This window comes from Singulisphaera rosea (assembly GCF_054877945.1).
This window is the reverse complement of sequence record NZ_JBTYIP020000030.1, coordinates 25,652-43,604: the sequence shown is the minus strand read 5'-3', so window position 1 is coordinate 43,604 and position 17,953 is coordinate 25,652. Positions and strand designations below refer to the sequence as shown.

Genomic DNA, 17,953 nt, shown 5'->3' with positions numbered 1-17,953 from the left:
CGTCGTCCTCGGAATCGACCGCACGGCGAGGAATAGCCGTGCTCCCCGCCCGAGCGAGGGATTCAATCCGAAGCGTTCGTCGCCCCCGCATTGGCCTTGGGCGTGCCGGGGCCGTCGTTGGACGGGGAGCCGGCGGGCCAGTTCTTCCGCACGAGTGCCTGCATCTCCTTGACGACCTCGGCATGGGCCGAGTCTTTCGCCAGGTTGTGGTATTCGTGCGGGTCGGCGACCTCGTCGTACAGTTCGGTCCCGCGCTTGCCGTTATCCCACTCGATGTAGCGCCATCGGTCGGTGCGGACCGAATGCCCCGAGAATTCGTTGCGCGACACCTGCACGAACGCCGGGCGATCCCAGGCGGCCCTGGGGTTCTCGAGCAAGGGGACCAGGCTCGCTCCCTGGAGGTTCGACGGCGGGGTCAGGCGAGCCAGCCCGGCGAGCGTCGGATAAAGGTCCACGAGCTCCACGATCCTCGATGAGCCCCCTCCTTTCGTCTTGCCGGGCGCGGAGATGATCAAGGGAACTCGGGCCGACTCCTCGAACAGGCTCTGCTTCATCCAGAGGCCGTGCTCCCCGAGGTGGTAGCCGTGGTCACTCAGGAACACGACGATCGTGCGATCGGCGAGCTTGAGCCGATCCAGGGCGTCGAGCAGCCGGCCCACCTGGGCGTCGGCGAAGCTGATCGTGGCGTAATAGGCCCGCTTCGCCTCCCGGGCCGTGTCCACGGTGACGCCGAAGATCGGGTACGGCACGGTCGACCCCTTCGTCGCCTGGAGGAGCGTGTCGAGGTGCCCCGCCGGCTCGCTCGGCATCGACACCTTCTCGAGCGGATACGGGCCGAAATACGCCTTCGGCGCGATGTACGGACAGTGCGGCCGGAAGAAGCCGGCCGCGATGAAGAACGGGCCTCCGGTGTGCTCCTCCATCAGCCGGATGACCTCGGTGGCCGTCATGCCGTCGGTCTGCTCCTCGTCCTTCCCCTCGGCCTCGAGGACGGTCATGGAGCTGCCGATTCGCTTCACGGGCGAGAGAATCTTCAACTTGCCCTGCTCGGCCCGATCCCGCCCGCTCGGGTTCTTCCGGTAGTTCCACGACGCCGCGTCGTCGAGCCCGTTGGTACCGATGTCGCCCGGCACCCCGTAGTGGAAGATCTTGCCGACCCGCGCCGTGTAATACCCCGCATTCATGAAGAGTTGCGGCAGCGTCACCACGTCGGGCAACGTCGACTTCCGGAAATCCGTCTGGAGATCAAAGATCCGGGTCGTGTCCGGCCTCAGCCCCGTCAGGAACGAGACTCGGCTCGGGCTGCACAGGGGAAACTGGCAATACGCCCGCTCGAAGCGGACGCCCCGAGCCGCCAGGCGATCGATGTTCGGCGATTGGACCAGCGGATGTCCATAACACCCGAGGTCGGCGTTCATGTCATCGACCGTGATGAACAGGACGTTCGGCTTATCCTCGCCCCGGGCCCCCGCCTGTCCGCCCAGGAATATCGCCAGAGCCACCGACATGAATACCGTATGAGCCCGGATCATTTCGACTTCTCCAGGAACACCGAAGCGACCGCAACCGCGCGACGGGGCCTTGGACCGCCTCTTGAGGTCGGGATCGCTGAAATGCGGGGGAACATGCCAATCTATCCAATCGTCGATCCGGCCACAATGAGCTTGCCGGCTGAGCGACGAGCCAAGGATTGACCAGAACCCCTTGGGGATTGCCCAGCCAGCACCGAGCCTCTCTCACTCGCACGCGGTGTCAGGCCAGCCATCGCCTTTTGCGGGAGAGTCGAAACGGGAGACGCCCGGACCATGCTCCAAATGAGCTCCTGCCAAACCCGACCAAACAAATACTTTCAATGAATCCTAAATATTAATTAATAATCATCGTCTCTCACATCAACCAAATCACTGCGAGAACTTCTTCACCGAGCCCTTCGTGGCGAGTCTCCCACCGGGTCAAACGGAAGAGGGCTCGTTGGACTCCAGCGAGAAGTCCTCTATTTCCTGGCAACCAAGACGGAATCGAGGATCGACTCGGCGTCGTCGGGCGCATATCGCCTGAGCTCGAGGGCGGCGTTGAACGCCGCGATCACCTTCGCCTCTTGATGGCTCGCCTCGACGCGATCAGGCCCGAGGTGGTTGGCCGCCCAATCGGCGACATCAGTCCAGCGATAGAGGGGACTCGGGGAACCGAGGCCCGCGACCGGCTTGGGGAACTCGCCCGGCCCGCGTTGGCCCGATGCATAAAGTGTCACCGACTGCTTGGTCTGGCCGATCTTGCGGGCGATCTCGGCGGCCGTCACCAGGTCGTCGGGCTCGATCCTGGCGACCGTCAGGCCGGCACCGGCCCCCTCGATATGCGCGATCGCCGTCCCGACGGCCTCATGGAACGACAGGGCCTCGCGGGCGAACCCGATTCGATGCACCGTGTCCCTCGTGCTGACCGTCCCGTCGTCGCAGCCCGCCTCATAGAGCTTATCAACGACCTCGTCGGTGAGTTCTTCGGGGCCTTCGACGATGACGCTGAACCAGTATTCTTTCATCGGAGTACCCTCCGGCCTCATGATGAATTGTGGGCACATTTGTCGACCTCGGCCCGGATCCACTCGGCGTGCCCCGTCGGGTTCCTCGGGGTCGAGAACACGCGGATCTGGCATCCGGCTCGATCCTCGAACGGGCAACGGAGCGTGCCCCGGATATGGGCCGCCTTGCCCGGCTTGATGTACCGCCACCCCAGGCTTTCGGCGTAGGCCACGACCTCTTCGATGTCCTTCTTCGTGTGTCGAGGCCGGGCCATTCTCATCTGGTCCTACGCGGCGTTTGCGATTGTCAACAGCCCAAGTATAGCCCTAATGTTTCCGGCCGCAAACTCACGGGGGCCGCGATCGATCCAATCGCCCCCACCTTCGTAAAAACAATATCACGCAATCACATCATTGCGGCCAAGACTTTCCAGCCAAGCCCTTTCGCGCGATCCCTTGTCACCTCCTCGCCCCCATGTACGATGGGACCATGAGGGATCCGTTCCTGAGGACGGTTTGCAACCTCGGACGGGTCGGATGGAACAAAGATTTCTCCTGGCGCTCGGCCGTTGGTGCGCTCTCTTGAGCGGAAAACGGGATGGGATGGGATGGGATGGCCGAGTCGGAGGGCAGCGTCGCCCCGGAACGACGAGGATCCAGGGGCGTCGCTGCGTTCCGACCCTGCCACCCACCTGTCATGATCCTCGCGCATCATCTGGCGAGCGCCTTGAGATTCTCATCCGAGGATTAGGAAGACGATGAAGAACCCGGTGACGGCCGCGATCATTGCACTTGCCCTGTTGGCGGCGCTCCCGCCGGTGTATCGGCTCGGCCGGGGGACGTCGGCGAGCACCTGGTATGCCACGACGCGTAAGTATGGGAAGTGGGAGAAGGAGATCGCGGCGTACGAGGCGGCCGACCGCAAGAACCCACCCCCCAAGGGGGCGGCGCTCTTCATCGGCTCGTCGACGATCCGGCTGTGGAAGACGCTCGCCAGCGACTTCCCAGGTTCCAAGGTGATCAACCGAGGCTTCGGCGGCACCGAGATCGTCGACGCCACCCATTTCGCCGACCGCCTGATTTTCCCGCACGCCCCCAAACAGGTCTTCCTCAGGGCCGGGGGCAACGACATCCACGGCGGGAGGCTCCCCAGGGAGATCGCCGACGACTTCTCCGAGTTCGTCCAGGTCGTCCACGGCCGGCTGCCCGAGACCGAGATCCTCTTCATCGGCCTCAACCCGGCCCCCGCGCGCTGGGGCGAGGGGGACAAGAACCGCGAGCTGAACCGGCTCATCCGCGAGATGGCCCTCAGCATGCCTCGGGTCGGATATGTCGACGCCCAGGACGTCAGCCTCACCCCCGACGGCCAGTCCCTCCCCGAGCTCTTCGTGAAGGACCGGCTCCACTTCGGCCCGGAAGGCTACAAACGGCTCGCCGACCGCGTCCGTCCGTTCCTCATTCCGTGGGAAGCCCCCAAGGCCACCACTTCGGCAGGTCAAACGACCACGAAATGATCGGTCGGCCTGCCCGACGATAGAGGCGCCCCACCTTCGGGCGAGGCCGGCTTGGCGGAGCGTGGGCCGTCAATACTGGGGGACGAGCTTGCTGCGTTCGTCGTACTTCGGGCTGTGGTGCCACTCGCTGCGCTGACAGCTCAGGCCGCGGTCCATCTCGTCCAGGGCGAGGTCGGCCCAGGGGGTCCGAGGGTGGAGGTCGATGACCCGCTTGAGGAGTTTCTGCGCCTCGAGGTACTTCTTCTCGGTGTTGGCCTTCGGGGCCTTGCGTTCGTGCGAGTGGTCCATGACCCATTCGACGACGAGCTCGGCGGAAGGCATCGCCTTGGGCCGAGGGACGACCTTGGCCATCTCTTCGAGGCAAGCCCGGTATTCGTAGGCCTTGATCTGATACGTCACGATCTGGGCGAGCATCAGGTCGTAGTGGGCCTGCCAGCGCTTCAGGGGTTCCTGGTCGCGGAGCTTCTTCATCCCCTCGAGGCGCTGCTGGATCTTCAAAAGGGCGTCGAGCCGGACGCTCGCCACCTGGGCGGCCTCGACGCAGGCCGGGATCAGTTGCTCGGGCATGACCGGGAAGTGGCGGCGGAAGACGTAGCCGAGGTCCTCGGGCGACTTGGGGCGGGTCTCCTGGATGATCGCGTGGAGCGTCCGGCGGAACTCGGATTGGTTGCGATGCTGGACGTACGCGACCCGGTTGTCGTACTCGGGGAGATATTCCTTGAGGGTCGTGATCGAGTACAGCTTCTCCTTCTGGCGGACCCGCATGTTCTCCTCGCTCGGGAGGAGGAAGTAGATGCCGCCGGAGTCCTGCGAGATCCGGGCGAGCTCGTAAGGGCCGAAGCCGGAAGGCTGCTCGTCCCAGCGCTCGTGGAGGCCGTCCCACTGGACGAGCTCGGCGTCGGCAGTCTCGGGCCCTCGGCGGATCGTCGGCCAGTACACGTCCTTGGTCACGGGGTCGACGTATCTCAGGTGGGCGCGCTCGTAGCCGAAGAGCGACTGTCGGCCGATGATATAGACCGGCACCTTCAGGTTCACGACGGCCTCGCGAGCCTCCTCGACATGGCTGCCGTCGTCCCCCGACTCGTCCGTGACCAGGACGATCAGGAGTTTGTGGTCCTTCTTGATGCTCGGAGAGTAGTGGGCGACGACCCCCTGGATCGCCTCGAGGGTGTTCTCGACCCCCGAGTCGTCGACCCGGAGTCGCTCGATCGCCCGGCCGATGAGGTCGATGTTGGCGGTGGGCTTCTCGAGGTCGAAGTGGAGCTCCTTGCCGAACCCGACGACCGCGTGAGTGAGGGGCGGGGTCTGCTTCTTGGTCGTGTCGACGTTGAGCTTGAGCTCGGACGCGACCCGGTCGAACTTGCTCCGGATCTCGCGCTGGTCGTCTTTCATGCTCGTCGATTCGTCGAACATCCAGATGACGGTGAGCTTATGCTGGCTGAGATGGCGGAGGATCTCGCGGGCGAGTTGGCTGAGCGCCGCGCCGACGTCCTTGGCCTCGAAGGTGACGTCGCCCCGGATCAGGCCGCCGCCTCCGAGGTCGACGCCGAGCCTTGCGGCGGGGGGAATCATGCTCAGGCCGGAAACCTGGGCGACGACCTTGACGCCGGGCAGGTTGCTGCCGTCTCCGAGCCCCTTGCTCGCACCCTTGACGCGAGGAGTGGCGGAAGGGGGGCCGCTGCCGATCCCGCTGAAGTTATCGCCGCCCCCCAGGGCCGCGGCCGGGGAGGCGTCTGCCTCGTTGCCGACCGCCTGGTCGCTACGCTGCTCGGCGGGCTCGGCGAGGACGTGGAGTACCTCGTCCTCCGCCCCCTTGCTCGAGACCAGGGCCGAGTTGATGTTCGCGACCGCCTTGCGGACCTCGCTCTGCAAGGTGGCCACGCCCAGGGCCGTGAGCACGACCACGTGGACGAGCAGCGAGACCGCCCAGGACGGGGCGTCGAACCGGCGGCGAGGACGGCGCTTCTTCTTCTTGAGTCGAGGTGCGGGCGTGGATGTGGGCTCCGGCTCGGGCTCAGCACCGGCCCTGACATCCGACGAGGCACCAGCCTCGGGTGCCACAGCCGTGGCCTTCCCGTTTGTCTCTTCACCGGCGGCCGTGGATTCGCGTTTCCAGAGCGACCCGAGCCCTCGGCGAGGTTTGGGGGCGTTGGGGTTGGGCGCGGGCTGGGGTTCCGTTGGTGGGACGACGGCCTTGGGGGGCACCACCGGCGGGGGGACGACCGGCAGAGCGGGCTCCACCAGGTCGTAGAGCCCGTCACTCGACGACGGTACAGGGACGTGCAGATCCATGGCACTTCATCCCCAACGGAATGTGAAGAGGACTCACGCGATCCAGTTTAGAGTTTCGGCGGCTCGGCCGGCTTGGGCATGGTCATTTTTTTCCGTTTCGCCTCGGGCGACGCGTCTCCCTCCTTGGGGCGCTCGATCGGCCGGACGTACGTCTCGACCCAGTTGAACCCGAACTCGTCCTTCAGCTCGCGCTCGGCCAGCACGGCCCAGGGGGTATGGGGGTGCTCGTCGACGACGCGCTTCAGGAGTTCCTTGGCCTGCTTGGCGGCGGCCGCCGCCTTGTCACTGTACCGGACCTCGGCGCTGGGGACGAGCTTCCAGGCGTTCGACTTCGGATCCTTGAACTTGAGGGCGTCACGCTTCATCGACGCGCACGCCCAGTTGTACTCGTAGCAGCGGATCTTCATCGCCAGGAGCCGCCCCCGGATCAGGTCGTAGTGTGCCTGCCAGCGGCGGGAGTGCTCCTTGTCGCGGTACTTGGCGACGGCCGAGATCGTGGCCAGGGCGTCGTCGACCGCGCTGGCGGTGAGCGCGACCTTGACCTGATTTTCCTGAATCGCGTCCTTGAACTCGGGATCCTCGGCCGCGGGGAAGGTCAACGACGGCTGCGGCCCCATGCGCTGCTGGGTCAGTTGGGCCGCTTCCAGGACCGCCTGGCGGATCGGGCTGCGGGCGAGGGACGCGTACTGCTCCGAGCTGACGAGGTCGGGGGAATACTCGCGCATCAGGACCGGGTCGAACCCCATCCGGCTCTGGCCCATCCGCGTGAGGAAGTAGATCCCCCCCGTGGCGCTGGCGAGTCGGCTCAAGGCGTAGGGCCCGAAGCCGGAGTCGAGCATGTCGTACTGGTAGCCGCTGTACCAGAACGGCAGCTTGATCTGCTCGAGCTTCACGCTCTCGGGCCCCTGCCGCACCGGGAGGTTGTAGAAGGTCTGCTTGGTCTTGGGGTCGGTATAATTCATCCGCCCGTCGATGCGGCCGAACAGGGCCTGCGAGCCGAGGACGTAGACGGGGACCTTGGCGTGCTTGGCGACGTCGATGGCCTCTTCCAGGCGGGCCTCGTCGTCGCCGACTTCGTCGGTCACGACGATGATCATCGCCCGGTAGATGTTCCCCTTGCGGTCCTTGTAGCGACCCCAGTGGCGGACGGCCTCGGCGACGGTTCCGAAGGTGGTCTCGACACCGGTCGAGTCGAGCGGGACCGCATTGATGGCGCTGACGATCTCGTCGGTGTCGGCGGTGGGCGTGGGGGTGAGGGCCTTGCGGTCCTGGCCGAACGCGACGACGGTGGTCAGCAGGCCCCCGTCGTCGCCGAGGTCCTTGGAGTCGAGCTCGTTGATGTGGCGGTAGACCGTCTCGATGTGCTTGCCGAGCCGCTGGCGCTCGGCCTGGAGGCTGCCCGAGGCGTCGAACGCCCAGACGACCAGGGTGCGGCCTTTTTCGAGGCGGCGGAGGATCTCCTCGGCGAGCCGGTCGACGGCCCCGTTGACGTCGCCCGCGTACTCGGCGCCGGTGCCCTGGATCGAGACGTTGCGGCCGAGCATCGTCGCCGTGGGCACGGCGGCCTTGGTGGCCTGGTTGATGTCGAGCGAGGCGAGCCGGACCGAGGCCGACTTCACCGTCGGGGCCGGCGGCGTTGCGGCGGAGGCGGGGGCCGGGATGGTCATCGGTGCCAGGTTGGTCGAGAAACTCCCGCCGAGAGGCTTCTCGGTCAGGGGCTTGTCGTCCATGTCGAGGTCCTGGAAGTCGACCTTCGCCAGGTCGCTCACCACCGGGTCGCTCACCACTCGGCTCTGGAACTCTCGCTGGGATTCGCGATGGACGGCGTACCCGACCGTGGCCAGCACCAATAAGAGCGCGAGATGGACGCCCAGACTCGCCAGGATCGCGGGGAGCTCGATGTCGAGCCGCCCGCCGAACCAGCGAGACAACGTGGGGAACCTCTCGTCGAGTCCTCGAGGTCCGGCGAATTCCTCGGGCGATTCGACCTCGGCCCCCGCCTCCTCGCGCATGACGACTTGACTTGCCACGATCGGCATCTCCTCGGGACCGTCCTGACGTCACGGCGGAGCAGACAGGAGGACAGCCCAGACCGGGCGGCTCGAGCCCGACCGACCGGTGCCTTCCGCACCCGCCGGGGCCCTCGCGGCCGACGATACATTGCATCCATTCTCATCCTACCGGCGTCGTCAAAGCGGGGCAATCCGATTCCATTTGACAAGTTGAATGGAAGGGGAGGATTCACCACAAAGGCACAAAGGACACAAAGCAAAATTCAATCGAATCTGAAAAATTCCTTTTTTAACATTCTTTGTGTCCTTTTGTACCTTTGTGGTGAATCCTCCCTGGCTAAGGCACGAACGCGCCGAGCACCCGCTTGGTTTCGACGGGGTTGTGCTTCATCCGGATCCGCCAGACGAGCTCGTCGGGAGGGACGACGCGGACGCTCGCCGGCAATCGCTCGGCGCACCAGACGGCCGGGGAATACCCTCGGATGCCGCCGAGGGCCGGGGCATCGGACTGGGGCATGTTCTCGGCCTCTTCGTCGGTCCCGGGCGCCTTTCGGAAGTAGGACCAGGCGTGGACGATCGCCCAGTCGTCCCGCGAGGGTTGGCCCGGCGGGGTGGCCGCGACCGACTCTGCGACCTCGCGAGCGACCTTGGCCGGGGTGCCGCTGCGGGGGCGATTGTTGGTGTGCTCCCAGAGGGAGTAGCGCGCCGAAATCACCGGGATCTCGACCCCCTTGCGGTCCTTCACCCAGAAGGTCTTGCCCGCTCCCCCTTCATACGGGTCGTACTGGAAGACCACGATCGCGGCCAGCCCGTCCGTCTCTCGGGCGAAGACCTCGTATGACTTCAAAGCGTCGGGCGAGTCGAGCCGCCAGACGTTGAACCCGATGATCCGCGTGTTGTCGCGCGTCATCCACTCCCAGGTTCGCCTCGCGTGCCGGGCGAGGAGCCCCCAGCGGTCCGGGCGATTCAAGGCGAAGAGGTCGGGATAGTAGTAGCCGCCCCCCCACTCGACGAACCAGTCGTTCGGCGTCCTCGTGGTCGTGGCGTACCCGATCGCCTCGGGACAGAGCTGCGAGAGGTGGGCGAAGCAGCACGACCACCCGAAGGGGATACGGCCCCGGTCGAGGCTGCTCCAGTAGCTCGCGTCACCCCGGAAGAAGTTGTCCTCGAACCACTGGACGTTGTCGCCATCGGTGCTGATGAAGCTCAGGGTGCTCCTCGCGTCGTTCCAGTCGATACCCCTGGGGTCGAAGCCCTTCGCCCGAGGAGGCGCGGAGGTCTCGGTCCCCGCCATGAGCGGCGGGAGGTTCATGCACCAGTCCGTCGCCGTCTGGATGTGACCATAGACCGTGGAAAGGCGCGTCGACTTGAACTCGTCGCCGCCGTTCCATCCGAGGATCGGCGAGAGCGGCTCGAGCCACTCCATCGCCTCGGTGGCCGGGGCCCCGTCGCCGAAGAACGTCAGGGCCCGCTGCGCGATCGCGAGGTCGCGGACGTGGTACTTCTTCGGATCCTGATTGCAGAGCATCCGGCGATTGAACTGATCCTTATAAGTTCGGAAGCACCACTCCTGCGACTTGCCTCGCGCATCGGCGAGCGTCTTCAGGCCATGCGCCTTGGCCTCCCCCTCGAGCCCCTCCTCGACGATGATGCCGTCGAGGAGCCCGGCCAGGCTCGTCGCCACGTTGACCGAGCAATCCATCCCCTTGCGATAGGCGTTGATCTCCCCTTCGGACCGGTCGCGTGCGTAGAGGATATACCCCTTGATGATCCCGGCCCTGGCGTAACGGTCGACCAGATCCCAGGGACCGAACGTCCCTCGGACCTCGGGAGCGGGGCGGCGGGCAAGCCGGCGGGAGAACCAGTCCTCAAGGTCGACGTTGTTCGTCCCCACCCAAACGAGCTCGTCCCCCCGGCCCTCGTTCACCGCCTTCGCGGCCAACCCGGCCGCCGACTGCACCATCATCTGGTAGGAGTCCGCCGGCGCAGGGAACCCGTTCTGGTCCCCGGTCCGCACCAACCCCTTCGGGGCAACCTGGACCGGCCACCACCTCGGCTCCTCGGCCCCGCCTGGGAGAGGGAAACCGAGGACGATAGTCAGACTGATCCCAAAGGCGATCCGAAACGCGACGTCCACCATCACCCTCCTGCAGCAAGGCCCCAACTCAGCGTAGACCCCGATTGCCTTTCATTCCAGCACATTCTCAATCAACTCTCAACCTTGATGCAGAGCCCGAAAATCGCTCCCGCCGAGACCCACCCGTTGATCCGTCCACGGTTGTTGCCGATCTGGAACCGACTACCCTGGATCGCCTTCACGAGATGTAGGTATTCGCGACCGTTCACCTTGCACAAGACGATGTCTCCGACCTTGAGCGAAGCCGGATCGACGGGCCTGACGGTGCAGAGCTGCCCCGACTCGATCTTGCCGATCATGGAGTTCCCCCGCGGTCGAAACGCAACCGTGTCCCCCTTGCGGAGCGTCTCGATGTAACCCGAGGCCCACCCCATAGACCTATCCCTCACATTACGGCGGCGAAGGCGTGATGAACAGGTCGCCGACCCGACATCGGAACCCGGGAAGCGTGTCCTCGCCGCTCAGCTCATCCGGCTCGCGAAGCCCGAGGATCGTCCCGTCGCTACGATAGATGAGGACAGTGCGAGTGTCCGGGTTCACGACCCAGACAAGTCGGACTCCGGCCCGAAGATACTCTTCGATCTTCCGAGTCGTCTTGTAGCAGAAATCCTTGGGTGTGAGGACTTCCACCGCGAGATCGGGCGCGATGCCGACATGCCCCTCGGGCAGGCTTTCTCCTTCGAGTCGTCCGAATCGGATGAAGGAGACGTTCGGCTTACGAACTCGGCTGGGGTCGTCGGCAAAGCATTGATAACCGCAGCCGACACCACAGACCCATCCCAGGGCCTTGAGACTGACGTATTCACCAATGATCGAACTAAAACGTGCCCCAACGTAGCTCGACCAAAACCCCGTGTGACGTTCCTCCAGTTGGCCATCCACCAACTCAAAAAGATCGCCGTCCGGCATCAACAGCAGGGTTTCCGGGGTAACTTCCGGTTTCGACGTGACGATGCTCATCGGTCGAGCGTCCCAGTCTTGAGTTGAAGACAGGTCGGGTTCCTCCCACCGCGGGCGGACAACTCCCACTGCACGAGCGTATTAAGGATCAGACCGACAACGCTACGACGGAATTCCTCGCGCTCACGGCACGATCGCTTCCATGATATCCTGGTCTTCGCCATGGCATTCGAAATCCGACCGCTACACGACGACGACCTCGAGGAGCTGAGCCGGTTCCTGACCGAGGGCTTCCACGCGCCCCGCGAGTCCGCGTTTGCGGCGCCCGACGTCTTGCGGTGGAGGTATCTCGAGCCGATCGGAGACGACGCGAGCCCGAGGAGTTATGTCGCCCGCGCCGAGGGGAGGATCGTCGGGCACGTCGGGGTCTGCCGGACGACGTTCGGGGGTCCGGGGCTCCCTCCCGAGGGGGTCTCGACGCTGCACATGATCGACTGGCTCGGGTCTCGGGAGCACCGCGCGGTCGGGACCTCGCTGATGCGGCAGGCCCACGAGACGGCGGCGACCCAACATGTGCTCGTCGCCAACGACCTGGCCAGGCGGGTGACTCGGAGCGCGGGGTATTCGACGGCGGCGGAGATCCCGGTCTTCCACAAGGTGCTCCGGGCGGGGTACCGCCGGAAGGTCCCCGGGCTCAGCCCCTGGGGGAAGGCCTTAAGGATCGGCAAGGACCTCGCCCGCGTGGCGACGAACCCTGGGAAACCTCCCAGGATCGCGGTCGATCTCCGCGCGGTCTCGACGTTCGGCCCCGAGGCCGCTTCGATCGTCGACGCCAACCGGGCGCGGGCGATCCTGACGGCTCGCGACGCCGACCGCCTCGCCCATGCGCTCCGGTTCCCCCGGCCGGGGATGTCGGGGTGGTTGGTCCTTCGAGGCGGCCAGGCTGTCGGGTTCGCGCTCCTGAACGTCGTCGAGCAGGAGAACGTACGGACCGGGAAGCTCGTCGAATGCCTCGTGGAGGATCAAGACGACGACCTCTGGCACGCCGCCGTCTCGGCCCTGACGAAACGACTTCGAAGCCAGGGGGCCGACCTCGCCATCGGGTTCGGCAGCACTCCCTGTACGGCCGAGGCCCTCCGTCGCACCGGTTACGCGGAGGCCCATCGCCTCGAGTTCACGCTCCGGGACCGGAAGGGCCTGATCCCTCGCGACGCGACCTATCACCTCGCCCCGTTCGAAGCCGACTATGCTTATCACTAACAAGCGGGAATTTCTGGCTCGACGGTTGGGTAACCTCGGCGTCGTGGCCCTGCTCGAGCGATTCGCGAGGCGCCCGTCGCTCCTCGTCGCGACCTACCACCGGATCGGCGACCCGGCCGCGAACCCCTACTACCACGGCGTCTACTCGGCATCGCCCGAGGCCTTTCACGCCCAGGTCCGCCACCTCCGCGACCGCTTCCGCCTCGTCGGGCTCGACGATGTGCTCGCCCTCTCTAAGTCCAACTTTGCCGTCACCGAGCCCACCGCGCTGATCACCTTCGACGACGGCTATCGCGACAATCTCGACATCGCCTTGCCAATCCTCCAGGAGTTCGGCGTCCGCGCGACGTTCTTCATCCCGACCGGCTTCTTCCAATCACCCCGGCTCACCTGGTGGGACCACGCCGCCTTCGTCATCAATCGCTGCGCACTCGACCGAATCACGCTCGACTCGCCCGAGCCCCTGGTCGTCGAGCTCCTCCCCGGCCCTCGCCTCGACGCGATCATGGCCGTGATCCGGCTCTATCTCGACGGCAAGGTGATCGACGAGCCCGGATTCCGCGCGCATCTCGAAGGGCGTGCCGGAGTCGCCGTCGATGACCAGGCCCAGGGTCGCGCCCTCTTCATGGGCTGGGACGGGGTCCACAGCCTGGTCGAGGCGGGGATGGACATCGGCTCGCACGCCCACGACCATCGCAAGCTGTCGAGCCTCTCCGACGACGACCAGCGCCGCGAGTTGGCCGAATCCAAACGAATCCTCGAACACGAGACGGGCCGCGAGATCGCGACGCTCGCCTATCCCTTCGGCTGGCCCGGCACCTATGATGGGCGGACGATCCAACTCGCGCAAACCGCAGGCTACCGCGTCGCCTTCTCGTCCCATGAAGGAGTGAACCGTCCCGGAGAAACCCGGCCGTTCGAGCTCCGTCGTCTCAACATCGGCTTCACCGACTCCCCTCCCCTGCTCCGCGCCCGCATGGCCCTTCAATCAAGCCTGGGCCGCTCCTTCCTCTGACGGCCCGTTCCGATTACCCAACTCTCTCTTCAACGACCCGACCTCGAGCTTAGCCACGAAGGAAGCTGGCAAGAGTAGACAGACCTTTCCACGGATGGTGCAGTGGTGCAGATCGGCACGAATCAAAAGTCAGTCCACACAAATCTCATTTACTGATATCAAGTTTCTTCCTCCATGATCCGTGTTCAATCCGTGGCTAAAATCCATCGTGACGGCCCCAAGAGGCTGCTCTCTCAGCCGGCCCCTCGCAGTTCCTCACGTAAACGCATCAGCAATATCCCGAGCATGTTCTTGCCCCGGCCGTCGCCTCCGTCGCCCCAGTAGTCGTCGTTCGTCGTGTGCTCGACGAGCGTCGCGTCGCCGGTCCCCAGGAGGGTCTCGCGGAGCTCGGGGTGCTGGGTGAACTTCGCCTTGAGGGCCTCGTACATGATCGAGACCTTCGCCGACTCCCAGTCTTTCCGCAACGGCCGCTTCCGAGACCGGCCCATCCTCGCGGCGATCATGGGCGACTTCGCCTGCCGGACGTCATTCTCGTCGGGCGTGCCGACGAACTTCTGCCCCTGGAAGTAATGCTCGCTGGTCGGCCAAGTCTTGCCCCCGAGCCGGATCGGGTGGGGGGAGAAGTTCGAGAAGGAACCGTAGTCGTCACTCACGCTGTAGAAGTTGATGACGCTCATGGCCCCTCCCTGACCCCGCGAACCTGAACCTAGCCGAGGGACGGGCGACCGAACTCCCCGGCCCGAGCGCCCTGACACCGTCCTACCGTCCCTGGTTCGCCACACGATCTCTCAACGGCTCAAGGTGCCTCGCGCGTCAGGACCTCGAGGATCCGGCCGCCTTGCGGCTTGCTCTCGAACTCGGTCGGGCGCGGCTTGCCCTCGAGCCCGAAGCAGACGCGGAGCGTATCACCCTTGTTCTCATAAATACCAAAATAGGTAATCTTCTGGCGCAACCCTTCGTTGAGCGTGATGTCGATCGCCTTGGGCGAGGCGGACGGGTCGATCTTGAAACCGCCCAGGTCGGTGTACCCCGGGACCATCGTGGTTAAGACGCCCCCCTTGAGCATCAGCTTGCTATCCTTGAAGCTCTCGTCCGGGACCTCCTTGCCCTGGGATCGGATCGCGACGAACCGCCAGGGGCCCTCGATCGTCTTCAGCTCGGACTCGACGCCCGGATCCGCGGACCCGCCAAGCAACACCGCCGCGAGGGCAACCCAACCCTTCCGTCGCATGGACCAGTCCTCCGAACGCGTATCGAGATGCCACCCACGGCAGTCTACCGACGACAAGGGACGAATCAAGCGGGGATCGGCCACTCCTAAAAGCTAGTTTTCACAACCTAATTTTGATTTCTTCTTAATCACGGTCTTCCTTCTTGGCATTCTCCGACACCCCTTCTTCCATCCACAACCTCCGATGTCCAGAGAGGCGTCGAATCAGCGTGTCCATCGATACGGCCGCCTCGCCACTCATCGAGGCCTTGAAGCCCTCGAGGCGCGTGAGCATGGCGAGGCTCCACCCGAGGTCTTCGGTGAACTCGACCCCGACGGCCTGGGGGGATGACGCGGAGACAGTCAGAAAGTAGGCCGGCTCCAAGGGCCCCGGCGCGCGGGGCAGTCGCTTGGACGAGTCCCTGGCCCGGTCGAGGAAGCCCTCGAGGGCGAGGTCGTCGATGATCTTGGCCGCCTGCGTCCCACTGATCCCGTGGGCCGGGTGGAACGGCCAATCTCGCCGCTCCTGCAACTCGCCCACGGTCAACGTCAGCGTGTAATACGGCTTGTCCTGCCAGCCGACGTAATAAACCACCAGTCGAAACGTCCGGATCCCCGCCTTCAGTTCCTCAGCCCGTCGAGCGGCCCGCTCCGTCGGCTTCAGGGCGACCTTCGGGACAAGAGGCCCCCGCCCCGACCGTGAGTCCGCCCGGGCCTCGGCGTGGAGCACCCCGACGGCCAGCATCACGACCATCGCCACCACGAATCTCGAGTTCCTCATCACACAACGGCTCCTCGGGACGCGAACCACTCGGGTCATCACCGGGGCGACACGGTGGTCGCGATTCGGATCCTTCCCGACAATGATGACACCGCTCAGGTTAACGTCTCTCGGGCATAAATCTTGGGAAGAACTCGCTGACGTCCACCGAGAACTCTCCGGTCGCCCCGGGAAACCCTTCACCACAAGGGCACGAAGACACAAAGAAATACGGGAGGCGATCCATACTTTTAGAATGATCCCTCTTTGTATCTTGGTGCCTTTGTGGTGAAGAAATCTTCCGGTGAGAGCTCGACGGGGATCGACGGGGAGTGCCGAAACTCACGGCCGTTTCGGGACGAGCCGTGACAGGCCGAGCGTGGCCCAGGCGGCGGAGGCGCAGGTGATCGGGGTCATCAAGGTCGCCGATCCGGGCTTGCCGCTCGGGGTGGACCGAGAGGTCATCGGCCAACTCCCGTCCGACTCCTGCGTGGCGACGAGGAAATCGATGCCTCGCCGGATCTCGGGACGATCGGCCGTGTCGCCCGCAAGCGCGAGGACGTACAAGACCTGGCCGGTGGCATAGGCGTCGCTCTCCATCTCGGCGAGTTGCTCCCAGCCGCCGTCCGGTCGTTGGAGGGCGTAGAGTTCATCGATCGTGGCCTGCATTTCACTCCGAGGTCGGCCGTCGCGGGCCGCCAGCAGGACCTTGAAGGCCTTGTCCTGGAGGGTGCCGGGGCCCTGGACTCCGGCCAGCCAGGCCTTCGCCTTCGCGAGGGCGGAACGACGCGACTCGGGGGCGCCGGGGCCGGCTTCGCCCTGGAGCGCCATGATGAGCCAGGCGGCGTCGGTGGTCTCTGTCTCGTTGATCGGCGGCCGGCTGAGGAAGAACGCCCAGGAACCGTCGTCGCGCTGCTTCTTGACGATCTCGTCCGCGATCCGCCCGAGAGTCGTCTCCTGCCCTGCCGAGAGCGGGGGAAGCGACCGGGCCGCGAAGGCGATGAACGCCGTGGCGACATTCACCCCCTGGGCGAGCGGCCGAGGGTCGGGAGGATCGTTCGGCCCGCTGATCAGCCGCGAGGCGATCATCGCCTCGCGGCTCCCTACGACCGCCTCGACCGTCTCCTTCACCAAGGCCTGGTCGATCGCATACCCCTGTCGCCCGGCCTCCCCCAACGACCAGAGCACCATCGGCACGTGATGGCACGCCGCGCACTTGCGGGTCTTCAGCCACGCGCCGCTCTCGGCCCGCAAATATCCGATGGCGTGCTCGACCGTCGCCTGGACCTGTTCCGTCGTCGCATGCGGAGTTGTTGGCGGCTCATCGCCGAGCGCGAACCCAGGCAGGCCAACCACCAGGCAAGCTAACGACAATCGCGTCAGGCGAACCATTGAAATCGCCCCCTCGCAAGGACTGATCACCCGTGGCAATCATCGCACGACCCGGCTCGGCCTCGACCGACCCCATCCATTCGATCAGCTCATCTTGGTCAAGGTCAAGTGGACGACCTCGGGTCGACAGAAGAGGCGGACGGGCACGGTGACAGTGCCGACCCCTCGGCCGACGAAGACGCGGCAGTTGGGAGCCTGGACGAGCCCTTCGAGATACTTCTGGCCGTACTTCGACGGGACGACGGGGGATCCGATGCCGGGCAAGACGACCTGGCCGCCGTGTGTGTGGCCGGAGAGCATCAGGCCGACGCGAGGGTCGGTGAGCGTCTCGGCGAAGTCGGGGTTGTGCGAGAGCAGGAGCACGGCATCTTTGCGAGTGGCCGAGCCCAGGGCGGCGTCGAGGTCCTGCCAGTCGGTCCAGAGGTCGCCGACTCCTCCGAGTCGGATCCGCTCCCCTCCGCGTTCGATCCACGTCCCGGTGTTGGTCAGCTCGGTGATCCCCGCCTTCGCGAGCGCCGTCTTCGACTCTTGTTCGCCATCCCAGGCGTCGTGATTGCCGAGCACGCCGAACCGGCCCAGCGGGGCCTTAAGCTTGCCTAACTCGGCAATCCCCGGGGCGATATATCGGCCACCCGCGTGGACATAGTCACCCCCCAGGAGCACGAGGTCGGCCTTGAGCGAGTTCGTCAGTTCCACGATCTTCCGGATGTAGTCCAATGGGACGTGCGGCCCGTGGTGGGTATCCGACACGAACGCGACCGTCGTCCCGACGAACGCATCCGGGAGGTTGGGCACACCCACGATCGCCCGGCGCACCCGACACCACTTGGCCTCCAGGAACGGATACGCCGCCCCGACCGTCCCGACGCCGAGCGCGATCCCCGCGACTCGCTTGAAGATCTTCCGACGGTTCATCACCGCTGCCCTCCGTTGCCGAGAGGAT

General features: G+C 65.3%; 16 protein-coding genes. 3 read left to right on the top strand and 13 right to left on the bottom strand.

Features of this window, described 5'->3' with window-relative positions; genetic code table 11:
- Positions 1–62: 62 nt before the first annotated feature.
- The 3 genes from ACYOEI_RS33275 to ACYOEI_RS33265 form a co-directional block, all read right to left on the bottom strand.
- A complete protein-coding gene (locus ACYOEI_RS33275; protein ID WP_462854321.1) occupies positions 63–1,532 on the bottom strand; it encodes a sulfatase in 1,470 nt (489 codons plus the stop codon).
- A 461-nt stretch (positions 1,533–1,993) separates the two neighbouring features.
- A complete protein-coding gene (locus tag ACYOEI_RS33270; protein WP_462854320.1) occupies positions 1,994–2,539 on the bottom strand; it encodes a helix-turn-helix transcriptional regulator in 546 nt (181 codons plus the stop codon).
- A 17-nt stretch (positions 2,540–2,556) separates the two neighbouring features.
- Positions 2,557–2,793 carry a hypothetical protein gene (locus ACYOEI_RS33265; protein ID WP_462854319.1) on the bottom strand — a complete coding sequence of 79 codons (237 nt, stop codon included), beginning with the start codon at positions 2,791–2,793 and terminating at the stop codon, positions 2,557–2,559.
- Between the two features lie 483 nt (positions 2,794–3,276).
- On the opposite strand from ACYOEI_RS33265, the gene ACYOEI_RS33260 reads away from it, so the two are divergent.
- A complete protein-coding gene (locus tag ACYOEI_RS33260; protein WP_462854318.1) occupies positions 3,277–4,032 on the top strand; it encodes a GDSL-type esterase/lipase family protein in 756 nt (251 codons plus the stop codon).
- 69 nt (positions 4,033–4,101) lie between these two features.
- On the opposite strand, the gene ACYOEI_RS33255 is transcribed toward ACYOEI_RS33260, so the two are convergent.
- The 5 genes from ACYOEI_RS33255 to ACYOEI_RS33235 all read right to left on the bottom strand — a co-directional run bounded on the left by ACYOEI_RS33255 (position 4,102) and on the right by ACYOEI_RS33235 (position 11,433).
- Positions 4,102–6,324, bottom strand: a complete 2,223-nt coding sequence (locus ACYOEI_RS33255; RefSeq protein ID WP_462854317.1) for a vWA domain-containing protein — start codon at positions 6,322–6,324, stop codon at positions 4,102–4,104.
- A 47-nt stretch (positions 6,325–6,371) separates the two neighbouring features.
- Positions 6,372–8,354: a vWA domain-containing protein gene (locus ACYOEI_RS33250; protein ID WP_462854316.1), complete on the bottom strand. Its 1,983-nt coding sequence runs from the start codon at positions 8,352–8,354 to the stop codon at positions 6,372–6,374.
- Between the two features lie 319 nt (positions 8,355–8,673).
- A complete protein-coding gene (locus ACYOEI_RS33245; protein WP_462854314.1) occupies positions 8,674–10,476 on the bottom strand; it encodes a hypothetical protein in 1,803 nt (600 codons plus the stop codon).
- A gap of 68 nt (positions 10,477–10,544) precedes the next feature.
- On the bottom strand, positions 10,545–10,847 hold the full coding sequence (locus ACYOEI_RS33240) for a S24 family peptidase (RefSeq protein ID WP_462854313.1): 303 nt from the start codon (positions 10,845–10,847) through the stop codon (positions 10,545–10,547).
- 16 nt (positions 10,848–10,863) lie between these two features.
- Positions 10,864–11,433: a Uma2 family endonuclease gene (locus tag ACYOEI_RS33235; RefSeq protein ID WP_462854312.1), complete on the bottom strand. Its 570-nt coding sequence runs from the start codon at positions 11,431–11,433 to the stop codon at positions 10,864–10,866.
- A gap of 162 nt (positions 11,434–11,595) precedes the next feature.
- Between ACYOEI_RS33235 and ACYOEI_RS33230 the strand changes: the two genes are divergently transcribed.
- Positions 11,596–12,633, top strand: coding sequence for a GNAT family N-acetyltransferase (locus tag ACYOEI_RS33230; RefSeq protein ID WP_462854310.1), 1,038 nt, complete (start codon positions 11,596–11,598; stop codon positions 12,631–12,633).
- Positions 12,620–13,648 carry a polysaccharide deacetylase family protein gene (locus ACYOEI_RS33225; RefSeq protein ID WP_462854309.1) on the top strand — a complete coding sequence of 343 codons (1,029 nt, stop codon included), beginning with the start codon at positions 12,620–12,622 and terminating at the stop codon, positions 13,646–13,648. The genes ACYOEI_RS33230 and ACYOEI_RS33225 overlap by 14 nt, the downstream gene beginning before the upstream one ends.
- 233 nt (positions 13,649–13,881) lie before the next feature.
- Here ACYOEI_RS33225 and ybiA read toward each other — a convergent pair whose 3' ends face one another.
- From ybiA to ACYOEI_RS33200, 5 genes are all read right to left on the bottom strand, one after another.
- Positions 13,882–14,325: a riboflavin biosynthesis intermediates N-glycosidase gene (gene ybiA / locus ACYOEI_RS33220; protein ID WP_462854307.1), complete on the bottom strand. Its 444-nt coding sequence runs from the start codon at positions 14,323–14,325 to the stop codon at positions 13,882–13,884.
- A 119-nt stretch (positions 14,326–14,444) separates the two neighbouring features.
- Positions 14,445–14,879 carry a TIGR03067 domain-containing protein gene (locus tag ACYOEI_RS33215; protein WP_462854306.1) on the bottom strand — a complete coding sequence of 145 codons (435 nt, stop codon included), beginning with the start codon at positions 14,877–14,879 and terminating at the stop codon, positions 14,445–14,447.
- Positions 14,880–15,003: 124 nt separating this feature from the next.
- Positions 15,004–15,639: a hypothetical protein gene (locus ACYOEI_RS33210; protein WP_462854305.1), complete on the bottom strand. Its 636-nt coding sequence runs from the start codon at positions 15,637–15,639 to the stop codon at positions 15,004–15,006.
- A gap of 321 nt (positions 15,640–15,960) precedes the next feature.
- Positions 15,961–17,010, bottom strand: a complete 1,050-nt coding sequence (locus tag ACYOEI_RS33205; RefSeq protein WP_462854303.1) for a prenyltransferase/squalene oxidase repeat-containing protein — start codon at positions 17,008–17,010, stop codon at positions 15,961–15,963.
- Between the two features lie 84 nt (positions 17,011–17,094).
- Positions 17,095–17,925, bottom strand: coding sequence for a metallophosphoesterase (locus tag ACYOEI_RS33200; protein ID WP_462854301.1), 831 nt, complete (start codon positions 17,923–17,925; stop codon positions 17,095–17,097).
- Positions 17,926–17,953: the final 28 nt, after the last annotated feature.